Annotated in this window: 16 protein-coding genes; 8 read left to right on the top strand and 8 right to left on the bottom strand. The window is 61.6% G+C overall.

The genetic code is table 11. The annotated features are described in order from the left end of the window. The first annotated feature begins 97 nt into the window (after positions 1-97). The 6 genes from PU133_RS07125 (at position 98) to PU133_RS07100 (ending at position 7,082) form a co-directional block, all read left to right on the top strand. Positions 98-988 carry an ABC transporter ATP-binding protein gene (locus tag PU133_RS07125; RefSeq protein WP_404864076.1) on the top strand — a complete coding sequence of 297 codons (891 nt, stop codon included), beginning with the start codon at positions 98-100 and terminating at the stop codon, positions 986-988. Beyond that, on the top strand, positions 985-1,755 hold the full coding sequence (locus PU133_RS07120; protein WP_126009046.1) for an ABC transporter permease: 771 nt from the start codon (positions 985-987) through the stop codon (positions 1,753-1,755). The genes PU133_RS07125 and PU133_RS07120 overlap by 4 nt, the downstream gene beginning before the upstream one ends. A gap of 48 nt (positions 1,756-1,803) precedes the next feature. Further along, the gene (locus PU133_RS07115) at positions 1,804-2,829 is read left to right on the top strand and encodes an ABC transporter substrate-binding protein (RefSeq protein WP_404864075.1); all 1,026 of its coding nucleotides are present in this window, start codon (positions 1,804-1,806) and stop codon (positions 2,827-2,829) included. A gap of 85 nt (positions 2,830-2,914) precedes the next feature. Next, positions 2,915-4,357 carry an amidohydrolase family protein gene (locus PU133_RS07110; protein WP_404864074.1) on the top strand — a complete coding sequence of 481 codons (1,443 nt, stop codon included), beginning with the start codon at positions 2,915-2,917 and terminating at the stop codon, positions 4,355-4,357. Positions 4,358-4,411: 54 nt separating this feature from the next. Next, positions 4,412-5,953, top strand: coding sequence for a gamma-glutamyltransferase family protein (locus tag PU133_RS07105; RefSeq protein WP_404864466.1), 1,542 nt, complete (start codon positions 4,412-4,414; stop codon positions 5,951-5,953). 115 nt (positions 5,954-6,068) lie between these two features. Beyond that, positions 6,069-7,082: a diguanylate cyclase domain-containing protein gene (locus tag PU133_RS07100; RefSeq protein ID WP_404864073.1), complete on the top strand. Its 1,014-nt coding sequence runs from the start codon at positions 6,069-6,071 to the stop codon at positions 7,080-7,082. A gap of 58 nt (positions 7,083-7,140) precedes the next feature. Here PU133_RS07100 and PU133_RS07095 read toward each other — a convergent pair whose 3' ends face one another. From PU133_RS07095 to PU133_RS07085, 3 genes are all read right to left on the bottom strand, one after another. Then, the gene (locus tag PU133_RS07095; RefSeq protein WP_126009038.1) at positions 7,141-7,332 is read right to left on the bottom strand and encodes a hypothetical protein; all 192 of its coding nucleotides are present in this window, start codon (positions 7,330-7,332) and stop codon (positions 7,141-7,143) included. A gap of 293 nt (positions 7,333-7,625) precedes the next feature. Then, positions 7,626-7,838: a hypothetical protein gene (locus PU133_RS07090; protein ID WP_404864072.1), complete on the bottom strand. Its 213-nt coding sequence runs from the start codon at positions 7,836-7,838 to the stop codon at positions 7,626-7,628. Positions 7,839-7,964: 126 nt separating this feature from the next. Continuing rightward, a complete protein-coding gene (locus PU133_RS07085) occupies positions 7,965-8,264 on the bottom strand; it encodes a PRC-barrel domain-containing protein (RefSeq protein ID WP_404864071.1) in 300 nt (99 codons plus the stop codon). A gap of 215 nt (positions 8,265-8,479) precedes the next feature. On the opposite strand from PU133_RS07085, the gene PU133_RS07080 reads away from it, so the two are divergent. Continuing rightward, the gene (locus tag PU133_RS07080; RefSeq protein WP_404864070.1) at positions 8,480-9,223 is read left to right on the top strand and encodes a Crp/Fnr family transcriptional regulator; all 744 of its coding nucleotides are present in this window, start codon (positions 8,480-8,482) and stop codon (positions 9,221-9,223) included. 194 nt (positions 9,224-9,417) lie between these two features. Here the strand turns inward: PU133_RS07080 and PU133_RS07075 are convergent, their stop codons facing one another. The 4 genes from PU133_RS07075 to PU133_RS07060 all read right to left on the bottom strand — a co-directional run bounded on the left by PU133_RS07075 (position 9,418) and on the right by PU133_RS07060 (position 11,373). Beyond that, positions 9,418-10,065, bottom strand: coding sequence for a BON domain-containing protein (locus PU133_RS07075; RefSeq protein WP_126009030.1), 648 nt, complete (start codon positions 10,063-10,065; stop codon positions 9,418-9,420). 81 nt (positions 10,066-10,146) lie between these two features. Next, positions 10,147-10,662, bottom strand: coding sequence for a pyridoxamine 5'-phosphate oxidase family protein (locus tag PU133_RS07070; RefSeq protein ID WP_404864069.1), 516 nt, complete (start codon positions 10,660-10,662; stop codon positions 10,147-10,149). A 14-nt stretch (positions 10,663-10,676) separates the two neighbouring features. Further along, positions 10,677-11,027: a TraR/DksA family transcriptional regulator gene (locus tag PU133_RS07065; protein ID WP_404864068.1), complete on the bottom strand. Its 351-nt coding sequence runs from the start codon at positions 11,025-11,027 to the stop codon at positions 10,677-10,679. After that, positions 11,020-11,373 carry an SPW repeat protein gene (locus PU133_RS07060; protein ID WP_404864067.1) on the bottom strand — a complete coding sequence of 118 codons (354 nt, stop codon included), beginning with the start codon at positions 11,371-11,373 and terminating at the stop codon, positions 11,020-11,022. The genes PU133_RS07065 and PU133_RS07060 overlap by 8 nt, the downstream gene beginning before the upstream one ends. Positions 11,374-11,618: 245 nt before the next feature. Between PU133_RS07060 and PU133_RS07055 the strand changes: the two genes are divergently transcribed. Then, the gene (locus PU133_RS07055) at positions 11,619-13,226 is read left to right on the top strand and encodes a catalase (RefSeq protein ID WP_404864066.1); all 1,608 of its coding nucleotides are present in this window, start codon (positions 11,619-11,621) and stop codon (positions 13,224-13,226) included. A gap of 67 nt (positions 13,227-13,293) precedes the next feature. Here PU133_RS07055 and PU133_RS07050 read toward each other — a convergent pair whose 3' ends face one another. After that, on the bottom strand, positions 13,294-14,589 hold the full coding sequence (locus PU133_RS07050) for a glucoamylase family protein (protein ID WP_404864065.1): 1,296 nt from the start codon (positions 14,587-14,589) through the stop codon (positions 13,294-13,296). Positions 14,590-14,649 lie beyond the last annotated feature (60 nt).

Genomic DNA, 14,649 nt, shown 5'->3' with positions numbered 1-14,649 from the left:
CGCGTCGTCGCTCCGCCGATTTCTCCTGGACCATTGAAAACACTGCCCTTCTCCGATCCACGAGAAACTGGCATCACGATTGCATACACTCTCTGTTATGAACAGTATGCACAAATTGACCCCTCCCCCGGCTGGCTCGCAGATCGCCGCAGCAGCGCAGCGGCATATCCGAACGCCGGCTGTGGAGCTTTCCCAGGCGACCGTGACGTTCGGACGGGGCGACAATCAGGTTCCGGCGCTTTCCGAGACGTCGCTCAAGATCGGCGATGGCGAGTTTCTCGCCCTCGTCGGCCCTTCCGGCTGCGGCAAATCCACGATCCTCAAGCTCGCCGCCGGCCTGATCAGACCGACGACCGGAGCGGTCTTCGTCGGCGGCAGGGAAGTCGAAGCCAAGGCTTTGCGGATCGGAATGGCGTTCCAGAACCCCACATTGCTGCCATGGCTCACGATCGAGAAGAACGTGATGATGCCACTCAAGATCGTGCGGCCGTTCCGTCATGAATTCCGCGCCAAGCGGAAGACAGAGTTCCGCGACCGTGTTCATGCCCTGCTCGAGGAAGTCGGGCTCAAGGGGTTTGCCAACCATTATCCCTGGCAATTGTCAGGGGGCATGCTGCAGCGCGCTAATCTTTGCCGCGCCCTCGTGCATGAACCCCGCCTCCTGCTCCTCGACGAACCCTTCGGGGCGCTCGACCAATTCACCCGTGAGGAACTGTGGAGCACGCTGCAGGACCTGTGGCTGAAGCTGAAACCCACGGTGCTGCTCGTCACCCATGACCTCAAGGAAGCCGGCTATCTCGCGGAACGCATCTGCGTCATGAGCGCCCGGCCGGGTCGCATCCTCGATGACAGCGCCGTCACATTCCCTCGTCCGCGAACGGTCGAGATGACGTTCGAACCGGGTTTCGTCGAGCTCAACCAGCGACTGCGTGGACTGATCGTCGAAGCGCGCAGCGGAAACACCCCCACCAGCGAGGCGCGCCCATGAACGAGCAGTTCAAACGCCGCATTGCGGCTGGCGCGCTCATCGTCGCGTTCTTCGTCACCTGGGAAGCTTTGTGCATCCTGCTCGGCGTGTCGGATCTCGTGCTGCCGCGCCCGTCCCAGGTCTTCACCACGCTCTTCACCCGCATCAATGTGCTGTGGCCGCATATCGTCCAGACGTTGATGACGACGATGGTGGGCTTTGCCTGCGGCGTTTCCGTCGGCGTAATCATCGGCTCGGTGATCGGGGTATCGCGTACGGCCTACGACACCGCCTATCCGCTGCTGATCGGCTTTTCGTCGATCCCGAAGGTCGCCGTCGTGCCGATCTTCGTGCTCTGGTTCGGCTCGGGCACGGTCCCTGCCATCCTCACCGCCATCGTCATCTGTTTCTTCCCGATCGTCGTGAACATCGCGACCGGCCTCGCCACGACCGAGCCCGAGCAGGAGGACACGCTGAAGGCGCTCGGCGCCAGCAAGTTCGACATTCTCTGGAATGTCGGCCTGCCGCGCACCATGCCCTTCTTCTTTGCTGCGCTGAAAGTGGCCATCACCTACGCCTTCGTCGGCACCGTGTTGTCCGAAACCGTCGCGTCCAATCGCGGCATCGGCAATGTGATGATGTCGGCCTCCTCCAACTTCGATGTCCCACTCGTCTTTGCCGGCCTGTTCATTCTCGCAGGCATGGGCGTGACGCTCTACGCGATCTTCTCTGCGATCGAGGGCCGGGTCATCGGCTGGGCGACCCGCAAGAACGAAATCGCCACCTGAACCCAACGACCAACCATAAGCCGAACACCACAACACAGGGGAACTGCCATGAAGACCTTTCTGACCACAACGCTGGTGACCGCGCTGCTTGCCTCGTCCGCGCTGGCACAAGACTTGACCAATATCCGCTTCACGCTCGGCTGGAAGACCCAGGGCTCCGACGCTGCGTTTTTCGTTGCGAAGGATAAGGGCTATTTCGAAGAGGAAGGCCTCAACGTCATCATCGATCAGGGCGAAGGCTCAGGCGCGACCGTCACGCGTATCATGGGCGGCGCCTATGATGCGGGCTTCGGCGACATCAACGCCATCATCCAGAACGCTTCCGAACGGCCGGACGAAGCGCCGGTCATGGTCTACATGATGTGGAACCAGCCGCCCTTCGCCATCGTGACGAAGAAGGAAAGCGGCATCACCTCGATCGAGGATTTCCAGGGACGCACGCTCGGCGGCGCGCAAGGCACGCCGACCACGCGCCTCCTGCCCGTCTTCGCACGCACCAACGAACTCGACATGGAAGCCATCGAGATTTCGAACATGGCGCCGAACCTCCAGGAGCCGATGCTCATCCGCGACGAGATCGACGGTGCACTGGTCTTCAACATCACCAGCTACTTCAATCTGCTCGCAAACCGCCAGGATCCGGAAGCCGACTATGATTGGTGGCAGTTCGGCGACTACGGCATGGATCTCTATTCCAACGGCCTGATGGTGTCGCAGCGACTGCTCGACGAAAATCCAGATGCAGTGGCAGGCCTCGTCCGTGCGGTGAACAAGGCTTCGATCGAGATCGGCATCGATCAGGACACGGCGATGGAAGCCGTCGTCAATTACGACAACCTCGTCAACGCCGAGATCGAGCGCCAGCGCCTGAACTTCGCCTATGAGCGGCTGATGGCCTCGGAAGAAGCGGCCGAAATCGGTCTCGGCGATGTCGACGACGAGCGTCTCGCACGGGCCATCGACATCGTGGTCGAAGGTTACGGGCTCACCGCGACGCCGGCCGTCGACCAGGTCTTCTCACGCGAGTTCCTGCCGCCTCGCGAAGAGCGCGAACTGGTCTACGAAGCCGACTGAGGCCGGCGAACGTCGATCTCCACAATCAGGCGGCGCTGGCTTTGTCGGCGCCGCAGTCAATTCAAGCAGAGGCGGGCGCAGTCCGATGCCCACAATCCAAGCACGCCACGCGCTGACGGGACGTGGAGCCGATCTTTCGGTCCCGCTCGCCCTGTCGTGGGAAAACGAGCTCATCACGCAGGCTTCAACAGCGCCTCTCCAACCGGATGCGCCGCGCCGGCTGATCATCCCCGCTTTTGCCAATGCGCATGATCACGCGCGGCCGCTTGCGCTGTCGTCCTTCGGCGCCGCCTTCATGCCGCTTGAAACATGGCTGCCTCGCTCGATGCTCGCGACACCGCCAGACGCCTATCTTGCGGCTCTGGCACCGCTCGCACGCGCGGCGCGCTCCGGATGTGGCTCGATCATGGTTCACTACACCCGTCCGAGCGGCAAGCTCTCGCCGGTCGACGAGGCGCGGGAGGTTGCCCGCGCCGCCCGCGATATCGGCGTGCGGATCGCCTATGCGCCTGCGATCCGCGATCAGAACCCGATCGTCTATGGCGATGAAGCGAGCCTGCTTGCAGGACTATCGCCCGAAGCGGCGAAGATCGTGAAAGAGACCTACTGCCGGCCTCCGCTCACCGTCGACGCTTTGATCGACATGACTGATGAGATCGCCGAAGCGATCGCCGGACCCATAATCGATGTGCAGTATGGCCCGGCTGCCGTTCAATGGTGCTCGCATGAACTTCTCGTCCGTGTCGCTGAGCGTTCGGCGCAAACGGGTCGGCGCGTCCACATGCACCTGCTTGAAACACCCTATCAGCGGCACTGGGCAGACCGGACCTTTCCCCAGGGCATCGTGACCTATCTGAAGGACATCGGCCTTCTGTCGCCACGCCTCACGCTGGCCCACTGCATTCATACGAGGCCAGACGAATTGGATATGATCGCCGAAGCAGGCGCATCCATCGTCACGAACTCCTCGTCGAACATGCATCTGCGCTCTGGCATCGGCCCCATTGCCGAAGCGCGGCGACGAGGCTGCCGGATCGCGATCGGCATGGACGGCCTGGCCTTCGACGAAGACGACGACATGGTCCGCGAAACCCGCATCGCAAACGCCCTGCACGGCGGTCTCGGCTTCGACGAAAGCTGGAACCGGACAGAGTTTCTTCTCGAAAGCGTTGCCCATGGGCGCCGTTCCACCGGCGCGCCGGGGACAGGCGCGCTCGCAACCGGCGAGCCCGCCGACTTCATCGTCATCGACCACGAGGCCCTCGACCGCGATCGCATCATGGAAGTCGACCCGATCGACCTCCTCTTCGCTCGGGCAACCGCAGCCCATATCGAGGAGGTCGTCGTGGCCGGCCGCAGCATCGTCAAGAACGGCAGGGTCCTGGGCGTCGATCTCCCCGCAGCCGAAGACGAACTGCGCGCACGGTATCGCCAGCAGGCCGGCCGCTTCGCCGAACTCGATGCCGCCTGGCCGCAGATCGAGAAGGCGCTCGAAGGCTGGTTCCGCGATCATGCCGGCTGCTGCTGAAGGACATTGACCATGCACGACACCAAAGGCCGGCTCGCCACATCCAGGACCGCAATGGTCACGAGCCCCCATCATCTGGCGAGCGAGGCCGGACGGGATGTGCTGGCCGCAGGCGGCAGTGCGATCGATGCGGCAATCGCGATCGGCGCGACGCTCGCCGTCGTCTACCCGCATTTCTGCGGACTTGGCGGCGATGCCATCTGGATCGTCAGTGATGAGACCGGCAAAGCCGACACGCTGTCCGGCATCGGCCAGGCCACCGCGAACATCAGCAACATCCCTGCTCCAATACCGCTGCGCGGTCCCATGTCGGCGATCACGAGTGCCTGTGTCGTCGACAGCTGGGGCGCAGCCCATGACTACGCGCGAACGCGCTGGGGCGGCGGACCAAGTTTCGCATCACTTCTGGAGCCGGCAATCGCCCTGGCCGAGGAGGGATTTCCCCTCAGCGCATCGCAGGCCTTCTGGCTCGATTTCCGCCGCAGCGAGATGGGCACCTGGCCCGGCTTCTCGGCACTTTACGACACATCGCACCTGAAGACCGAAAGCGACTTGGTCCGCCTGCCGCAGTTGGCAGCGAGCCTGCGCATGATCGCGCGCGACGGATACCGCAGCTTCTACGCAGGTGAACTCGCCGCCAAGATCGCCGAAGGTTTGCAGGTGGCCGGTTCGCCGTTGAGCGCCGCCGATCTCGCTGCCACGCGCACGCGCGTCGAGCCGCCGCTGCGCCTTGGCTATCGCGGACTGGATTTGCTGGCTCCGCCGCCTCCGACGCAGGGCGTGTCGACACTCGAGATCATGGCTCTGCTCGACCGCATTGGCATCGCCGAAGCTGCGGCCGACAGCGCCGATTATTATCACCTCGTTGTCGAGGCCATCAAACAGGCGTTCCTGTCACGGACCGACATCGCAGATCCGGACTTCAGCCCTCTGGACGTCGGCGCATGGCTCGCTCCTGAACGCCTGGCCGACAAAGCCGCGCGGATCGATCGGCAAGCCGCCCTGCCCTGGCCTCACAGGTTCAAGACCGGGGATACGGTATTCTTTGCCGCTGTTGACGCGCATGGCCGTAGCGCCAGTGTCTTGCAGAGCATCTATTTTGATTGGGGCAGCGGTGTCGTGGCCGGCGACACGGGCATTTTGTGGCAGAACCGGGGAGCGGCATTCTCACGCGATCCGGCCTCGCCCAACCGCCTTCGTCCGGGCGCCCGTCCCTTCTATACGCTCAACCCAGGCATGGCTTTGAAGGATGGTAGGCCGCACCTCCTCTATGGAACGCAGGGCGCCGACGGTCAGCCGCAAACGCTTGCCACGCTTCTGTCGCGGGTGATCGACCATGGCTTCGATCCAGCCGCTGCACTGGCGGCGCCGCGTTTCCTGCTTGGCCGAACCTTTTCGGACAGCCGCGACAGCCTGAAGATCGAAGAGAGCGTCGGTGAAGAGGTGCTCAGCGAACTTGCGCGGCGCGGCCACGAGATCAGCCTGCTGGAACCGCACAGTCCGATTTCGGGACAGGCCGGTCTCATCCGCGTCGAGAACGGTATCATCGAAGGCGCACATGATCCCCGCAGCGACGGTGTCGCGTTGGGTCTCTGAGCCGGAGGATCCAATCCGCGCGACTGAAGAAAGCCTGCTCGCGCTGCGACGGCAGGTGAGCAATCCTTAATTCTCCCGCTCTAGACTTCCGGCGCAACGTTGAGGATGCGCACTGGTGCACGAGTTTCTGGCGAGTCAATTTGACGATGTGGCTGTGTTGCGCCGGCGCGTCGACGAACTGCTTGCAGTCGTCGCCTTGCAGGAACGGGAACTCGCCCACTCTCGCAAAATCTTTGCGCGCTCGTCCGAGGCAGCACAGATCGGCGTCTGGGAGTGTGAACTCGCAGACAATTCGCTGCGCTGGACGGATGTAGTCTACGACATTTTCGATCTGCCGCGAGGCTCGATGCCTACGCGAGAAACCACGCTTGCGCTTTACACACCGCAGTCGCGGGTAGAGCTGGAGCGACGACGCAGCCAAGCAATCGCAGACCGCACCGGCTTTTCGTTCGACGCCGAGATCGTCACTGCGAAAGGCGTCCAGAAGTTCATGCGCATCACCGCGCAGGTCGAGTGCGAGAACGGCGTCGCGGTTCGCATTTTCGGCATGAAGCAGGACATCACAGCTGAAAAACGCGCTGTTGACCGCCTGCGTCACCTCGCAGCGTTCGACGAAATGACCGGGTTGCCGAACCGGTCGCAATTTCAGGAGAGGCTGGTCAACCAGGGAGCAGCCGACGCGATTTCCGCATTGCTCCTCATCGATCTCGATGGCTTCAAGCAGGTCAATGACGGGTACGGTCACATGGTGGGGGACACCTGCCTGCGCGAAGCGGCTGCACGGCTTCTGGCGACATGTGCGTCGGCCGATCTCGTTGCGCGGATAGGCGGCGATGAATTTGCGGTGTTGATGGGTGCGGGTGCCAATCTGGAGGACATCGCGGAGTGCGCCCGCGCGATCACCGTTGCCATGGCCAACCCGTTTGAGCTTGCAGGAAACAATCACGCGCTCGGCGCTTCGGTCGGCATTGCCCTAGCAAGAGAGACCGACCCAGCCGATCTCTTCTCCAATGCCGACACGGCGCTTTACGCAGCAAAATCCGCTGGCCGTGGCACTTTCCGCATCTTCAAGGGCCCGTCTAAGGTCGAAGGTCCATCTATTAAAGGACGCAACAGCGCAGCCGCTTGATTTGCGATGAGCCGGTCAGCCGCCATCGAAGCAACAGGCAGACCCTGATGCGCGCCGATTAGGCATCTCGGCTAAACTCTTCGCAGCGGAACTTCTCGATATGCCAGCCGGGATGATCGCCAGCCCAGCGTGCAAGCGTCATGATAGACGTTTGCACACAGGCAGCCTTGGACCCTTCTGAGGAAATGATGTGTTCACGGCATTGATCCGGCTGCGAAATGAGGCATGCAAGCAAAACAAGGTCGATCATGCTGCTTCTCCGAACAAGCGATGCGGCGTACCAAGCAAATACCATGCCTGCTGTAGCTATGCAGCCGATGTCCTGGCCGTCGCCGTACCAGCGCAACCAGCACCCGCAGTGGCGCGAAGTGACGCCGCGGGATGCTCCGGAATTGACCGTCTATGCTTGGCTCGGATCGTCGATGGCAGGTTTATAACCGCGCGGCCGGTTTTCCGCCGGACCTTCCAACGAGGGCGCTCATCTGATGTTCCGGGTTGCGGTGGCTGTGCGGTCGACGTCCCGGATTGCGATGGCACTATGGTCTAGTGCTCCGATGGCTTCGTGACCCGGTTGTCGATAACCGCCTCGAGCGGATTGGTCTCATCGTCGCGTTCTTGATACATCTCGCGCGTCTTGGCCTTGCCCCTAGCGGCTTCGGCAGGCGTGCGATCGCGTGTTTTCCTCCCGGCGAAAGCAAGAACGAGCCCAAGTATGATTGCGCCGCCCGCAACGACAAAAAGCCATAGATAGTTCATGTCATCGCCTCCTGTTGATTGGAGGGCTAAGACGGGCCGACCCCGGTTTGTTCCAAATACAAACGATCCGGGATGGCTCGCGCAGACGTAATGGCAAAAGGCCCGGCGCGAACCGGGCCTGATCCATCATGTGTCGGTGTGTTCAGGCATGTCTTTCAGCTGGTCTTTCGTCCAGGCCGTGACGGCGTGGACCGTGCCACCCTCGTCCCGCATGATATCGAGCTCGCTGGCAGCCACCGCGACTGACTTCGCGCCAAAGCCCAGAAAGCCGCCGACGTCGATCACGACGCGGGCGGTTTTTCCCACGCCATGCATGTGAGCGACGCTGCCGACCTTTTCGTCGTTGGCGCCATAAACGGTGGAGCCTTTGAGATTGCGCTCGGTGATCTCGATATCCGAGAGCCTGGCGTGTTTGCTGTGATCCATGGTGCTGTCTCCTCGTGTTTGCGCAAGGGCAACAGCGCAGACGCGTCTCGGTTCCAATGAAGAGCGCGCGCCTCGCCTGGGCCGATGCCAAATGCGTCATCGGTCCAGCGAACACGGCTTCGTCAAAATTATCAGCAGATGAGACGATAATAGTTCGTGATTTGAAACCTTTTGGTCACAGGCGCATGCTGTTTGCGGACTGAGAGGACAGCATCTTGACCTATGACAATTTGCATGAGGAGCGACTTGCTGATCGCGAGGGCGCCGCCTTCATGGCGCTTTTTGACGAAACGGCCGGTCAATCCGCCCATTATCGCAGCCATGAGCATCTGCTGCACACGGGAGATGAGGCCGCCTACAGCCACTTGGTGCAAGATGGCTTTGCTGCACGCTACCAGCTGACGCCCGAGGGAACACGGCAGATCACTGCGATTTACATGTGCGGGGATTTCATCGATCTGCGCCTGTGCGCGCAGCAGCCGTCCAATGATGGTGTGGTAGCCATGGGCGCCTGCTCGACCACCAGGTTCCGTAACGACACGATGAGCCGGGCGGCATCGCGGAGTGCACCACTTGCCAACAGCCTCTGTCAGTTGTCGGAAAGAAACGGCGCCATTGCGCGGGCCTGGATTGCCTCGCTTGGCAGGCGCAATGCTGAGCAGCACCTCGCGCACATGATCTGTGAGCTTTTCTTGCGGGCGCGGGCAGCTGGCCTCACGACTGGTTCTCACCTGCGCTTTCCGGCCACGCAGACCTACCTTGCCGACATGATCGGCCTGTCGGTCGTCCATACCAACCGAACATTGCAGACATTGCGTGCCGCCAAGCTGGTGCGCTGGGACCGACAGATGCTGTCAGTCATCGATCTTGAGGGGCTGATCGATCTCGCGGGCTTCCAGGAGGGCTATCTCCAGCATCCCGGTGTGGCGGCACCCCTCTCCAGCATGACGCATCATTAGTGCGAGCCAGCAAGGCATTCATCTGCGTCAACTCGCTTCGTTGAGATACCGATGGTCGGCATCGATGGGGGTCAAAACGAAGTATTTGCCCCTTCTCTCCTTTGCACTCGGACGGTCGCGCCGGCGGATCGCTGGTCAGCAAAACGCGGTCGCCTTGCGACGACCGCGTTTCCACGACGGTTACCCGAACCGCGTCAGGCCAGGGTGATGCGGTCCTCAACAGCCGTCACGCCCGGCGCCGACCATGCGGCGCGTTCAGCGGCCTGCCGGTCGGCCCACACTTTCACATGGCCCTCCAGCGTCACTCTTCCGTCGTGAACGTCGACCCTGATCGATTGGGCCTCCAATTCGGCATCGCGCTTGAAGGCATCCTCAATGCGCTTCTTGATGTCGGTCGCCTCCGCCCGCGGCCGGATCTCGATCATGTTGGAAACGCCGGTCACGCCTGAGAGCCCGCGGACTGCACCGGCTGCAGCGTTCTTCTGGTACTGCCATTCCACCTTTCCGGTCAGCGTGACCCAGCCCTTCTGCACCTTCACCTGAATCTGCTCGTCGGGAATAGTCGTGTTCCATCGGATCACGTTCAGCGCACGCTTTGCGATCTCGTCATCGGCGGTGCGATGCGTGCCGGCCGGGCGGACTTCGATCTCCTGCGCAATGCCGCGCACGCCCTTGATGCGTTTGACCAGATCTTCCGCCGTCAGTTTCTCGTCGAAAGTCGGCACATGGCCGGTCAACGTGACGACGCCGTTTTCCACCGCAACGCCGATATCGGCGGCATCGAGTCCAGGGTCGAAATCCAGCGCATCGATGATGTTTTGTCTGAGTGTCTTGTCGAGCATGTGGTCCTCCTTGGGATGAGCCACCTTCCAGCCTCTCGTGTCCCTTTCTAGAACAATGTCCGGGCCCTGCCTTGATCAGGGTCAAGTTCGTGACGTAAATCGGCCGATCATCCGCTCGACGAAGCCTGGCTGTGGCGGCAGCTGCGCCCGTTTCTCGGCTGCGCACCGCCTCCCCGTCATCTCGACGATGGCGATGCGGAAGAACACGGGCAGAAGCGGGCGGTCGACATCGCCGATCCGCGTGTGCTGGTAACCGGGTTCCCACCAGCCAGCATTGGCCTGCAGCAGGGACCAGGCATGATGGCGCTGCCCTTCGTGGCCGTTATTTGGAGAAATCTCTTCATAGCGGCCAATGACGATGACGCTTTCCCAAGATTCCCGATGCTCGATCCTGTCGACGAGAACACAGACGCGCGGGTTCTGTCGCATCCACTCGACCTTGCGCCCCAGGGTCGTAAATCCATAGAGGTGCCCCGGCTCGGCTGCAAAAAGGATCGGAATCACGTAGGGCTGATCGCCAAGCGCACAGGCAAGACTGCCCGTCGAAACTTCATAGAGAAGCGCCATGCAATCCTCGGTGGTCATCTCAGTGATCATCAAGATCCCGCCGTTCAGCGTTTCGTGGCGCAAGTTCCGCAAAAAGGCGTTGAGGGAAGAGTTTGCAGCCGCCGCGCGTCGATCGGCTTCCCACAGCGGGTGCAAATCCCGTAGGTACCTTCTTCGACCCGTTTCAAGGCGGCCTCGATCTGGCGCAGTTCATCAAGGCCGGCCTCGCCCAGTTCCTCCAGCACCTCGTCGTTTTCGCGCTGGATAGCCTGATCCTCCAGATCCAGGTCGCCAGGTTGCGCCAGATCGGCGCCAATCCTGCCCAGGCGCCGATCCAGTTCATCCCGGCGCGCCGTCAGTATGCGCCGCATGGCGTCGACATCGAGTCCGTCGGGCTTTCCCGTGGTCTCACGCATGAGACGTCCGATCGGTCGCGATGGTCGATGCAGCCACCAGAATCATGAGCCCGCCGACCACGATGACATTCGTCGTCATCGGGCGATCGGACGCAAAGCCCAGCACCCAGGGTGACACGATCAACCACACACCAAGTGCTACATCGGCCCATTCTTCCCAGATCCTTCGTGCCAGCAACGCGGCGATGCCGAGACCGAGGGCGAGAACGCCGACGATATAGGCGTTCCAATCCGCGGCAAGCGCCGGCCCGCTTTCATATCCGAGGGTGCGCAAAGCGAAGGGCGACACAACAAGCCATCCGCCGAGAAGCGTGATCACCCAATCCTGCCATCCGTATCGTTCCATGGCGAAGTCCTCCGTGAAAGGCGAATACTAAGCCCCCGGACGGGCGACGCCATTGACATGGGTCAAGGAAACGTCTGCCGGAATGGTGTTGATTGGGCCCGACGTCTCTGGGAACAGCGGGTCCCGGGCCGCAGCACAGTGAGCTGCGATCCTGCAGGATCATCTTCTTCAACTATCGACGGAACCGGCTGCTCGCTCTGCCGTTGAGCGATATTATCCCCACAACACGCTCCGAGGGCACGATATTGGCCGAGAAAACATTCGCCCCCCGCACGACGACCGATGCCGGGATCCCGGTACAAAGCGACGAACATTCGCTTTCCATAGGACGAGACGGCCCGATCGTGCTCAACGATCACTACCTGATCGAGCAGATGGCGAACTTCAACCGGGAGCGCATTCCCGAGCGCCAGCCCCACGCCAAGGGCAGCGGTGCGTTCGGCCATTTCGAAGTGACGGCAGACATCAGCCAGTACACCAAGGCCAAGTTCCTTCAGCCCGGTGCAAAGGTCGAGACTGCCATCCGCTTCTCGACCGTCGCCGGTGAGCGCGGCAGCCCCGACACCTGGCGCGATCCGCGCGGTTTCTCGGTGAAATTTTACACGGAGGACGGCAATTTCGACATGGTCGGCAACAACACGCCGATCTTCTTCATCCGCGACCCGATGAAGTTCCAACACTTCATCCGCAGCCAGAAGCGTCGCGCCGACAACGGCCTGCGCGACCATGACATGCAGTGGGATTTCTGGACGCTCAGCCCGGAAAGCGCCCACCAGGTCACCTATCTCATGGGCGATCGCGGCGTGCCGAAGAACTGGCGCGAAATGAACGGCTATGGCAGCCACACCTACATGCTGATCAACGAGGCGGGCGAGAAGTTCTGGGTCAAATGGCACTTCCACACCGATCTCGGTGACGGCAATGCGCACCTCACCCAGGACGCAGCGGACAAGATGGCCGGACAGGACGGTGATTATCATCGCCGCGACCTCTTCGATCATATCGCCAAAGGCGAATTCCCGAGCTGGACGCTGAAATTCCAGGTGATGCCGTTCGAAGACGCCAAGACCTATCGCATCAATCCGTTCGACCTCACCAAGACGTGGCCGCACAAGGACTATCCGCTAATCGAAGTCGGCAAGCTGACGCTGGATACCAACCCGGTCGATTGGGACACGCAGATCGAGCAGTTGGCGTTCGAGCCGAACAACATGGTGCCCGGCATCGGCCTCAGCCCCGACAAGATGCTTTTGGCACGCGGCTTTTCTTACGCCGACGCCCACCGCGCCCGCCTCGGCGTGAACTACAAGCAAATACCGGTCAATCAGGCAAAGGCGGCCGAGGTGCATTCCTATTCCCGCGCCGGTCGTGGCCGAACGGTCAATGCCGTCGATCCGGTCTACGCGCCCAACTCCTACGGTGGACCGGCTGCTCAGCCGGAAGTGGGGGGAGAAGCGACATGGATGGCAGACGGCGAGATGGTCCGTGCCGCCTACACCTTGCGCGAGGGAGACGATGATTGGAGCCAGCCCGGCGCGCTTGTCCGCGAGGTGATGGACGATGCGCAACGCGCGCGCTTCGTCGATAATGTTGCCGGCCACCTTTCCAATGGCGTCAGCGAGCCGATCCTGCAACGGGCTTTCGACTACTGGCGCAATGTCGACAAGGAGATCGGTGACCGGATCGAGAAAGCCACCCGTGAACTCGTCGGCGGCACGTCGGACGCTCCGGGCATGGCGAGTGCTGAATCGATCTCCGGCTATCAAGGCGTTCCCGCCACGTCGTCATTTGCCAAGGGCGAAGGAGACAAGAACGCCGTGGCTCACGACCAGAAGGTCGCCCGCGCTCGGTAATTGTCTCGTGCGGCCTGCACACTGACCATTCGGACCGACCGCACCAGCGGTCGGTCCGAATGATATATCAGGAATTGATCAAGCCACGGTTCTTCGTCAGGTGCGGGCTGGTGAAGCCGAGCTTCGAAAGTCCGGCTTGCACTTCGGGAGCGGCCATGAACAGATCCCAGAGCAGGCCGCTCCGAAAATTCTCCAGCATGATCACGATCGGCCCCTGATTGACCGCGAGATAGGTTCTGGCGAACCAGTTGCGGCTCTCGCTGAACGCATCGACGAACCCGAACCGGCCCCAGATGCGGCTGGTGGGCTTGGCCGAGAAAGACCGAAGCGCCCGCATCGCCTCCTCCGGCGTATAGCTGAAACTGGAAAGCGCAGCACTCGGTGTGATCACACCGATGTCGTTGTCGGGTGCGTGCGCGACATAGCCTGAAGGGCTGTGGCTCGACGTCAGCCCCCAGCAATCGGGTCCATAGCCTTTGTGGCCATGAGGATTGGCAACGCAGTGCCGGTAATTGATCTGGGTATGGCGGACATTCTGCTCGAAATAATCGGCATATCGATCGCTTAACCCGCGCGGATCGAGGCCGCAGAACGAATAATGCGCGAGAAACAGCGGGCCACCAAAGTCTATGCCAAGCGGAAGTTCGATGCCATAGTAGCTGCGCCCGTTTCGAAACGCCGGCCCTGACGCAAAACCCTGATGATACACATCTGCATCGATCGGGTGGCTCGGCGAGCCTGCAGCCAGCACATAGGCAATCAGCCCTTCGTTCCAGCCCGTAATCTTCTGGTTCATGGCAAAGCCGTGGTTCGGGCTCCAGTGCCAATAGAGGTGGTTGCCCCCGTCGCGCCGATAGAAGTCCCACTCCGCTTCTTGCCACAGCCGATCGATGCGTTCGCGAAGCGCCCGCTCCACGGCAGAGGCACGGTCGAAGAATTGCCGGACGCAAAGAAGACCCTGGAAGAGCAATGCGCTCTCGACGACGTCGGCTCCGTCGTCCATTCGGCTGAACGGTATGGTTTGCGCTGTACGCCCGTTGATGAAGTGCGCGAACATACCCCGGAAGCGCGTCGCCTGCTCCAGACAGGACAGCATCGTGCCCAATCTGTTCAGTGCCGCATCCCGCGAAACCCAATCGCGCGTGACCGCCACGACAATTGCCATGAAACCGAAGCCGGAGCCGCCGATCGCGACGAGATCGTTGTTCGGATCGCCGGTCGTCTTCTGCCGGTCCCGCGCAAGCCCGCTCGGACGATGCGCCCCTTCCCAGAAATAGCGAAAGGTCTGCCGCTGCACCATCTCAAGCAGTGCGTCATCCGCTTCGGCAGAGACTGTGGCAGGCGCAGCAAGGTTACCGGTCATGAAGCGTCTGTAAGTCCGATTGCCCGAAGCTCCATGGCCGTCGACCTATGCCTGTGACCC

The sequence above is a fragment of the Georhizobium sp. MAB10 genome (genome assembly GCF_045012825.1).
GTDB lineage: Bacteria > Pseudomonadota > Alphaproteobacteria > Rhizobiales > Rhizobiaceae > Georhizobium > Georhizobium profundi.
This window is presented reverse-complemented; position numbering and strand designations above follow the sequence as displayed.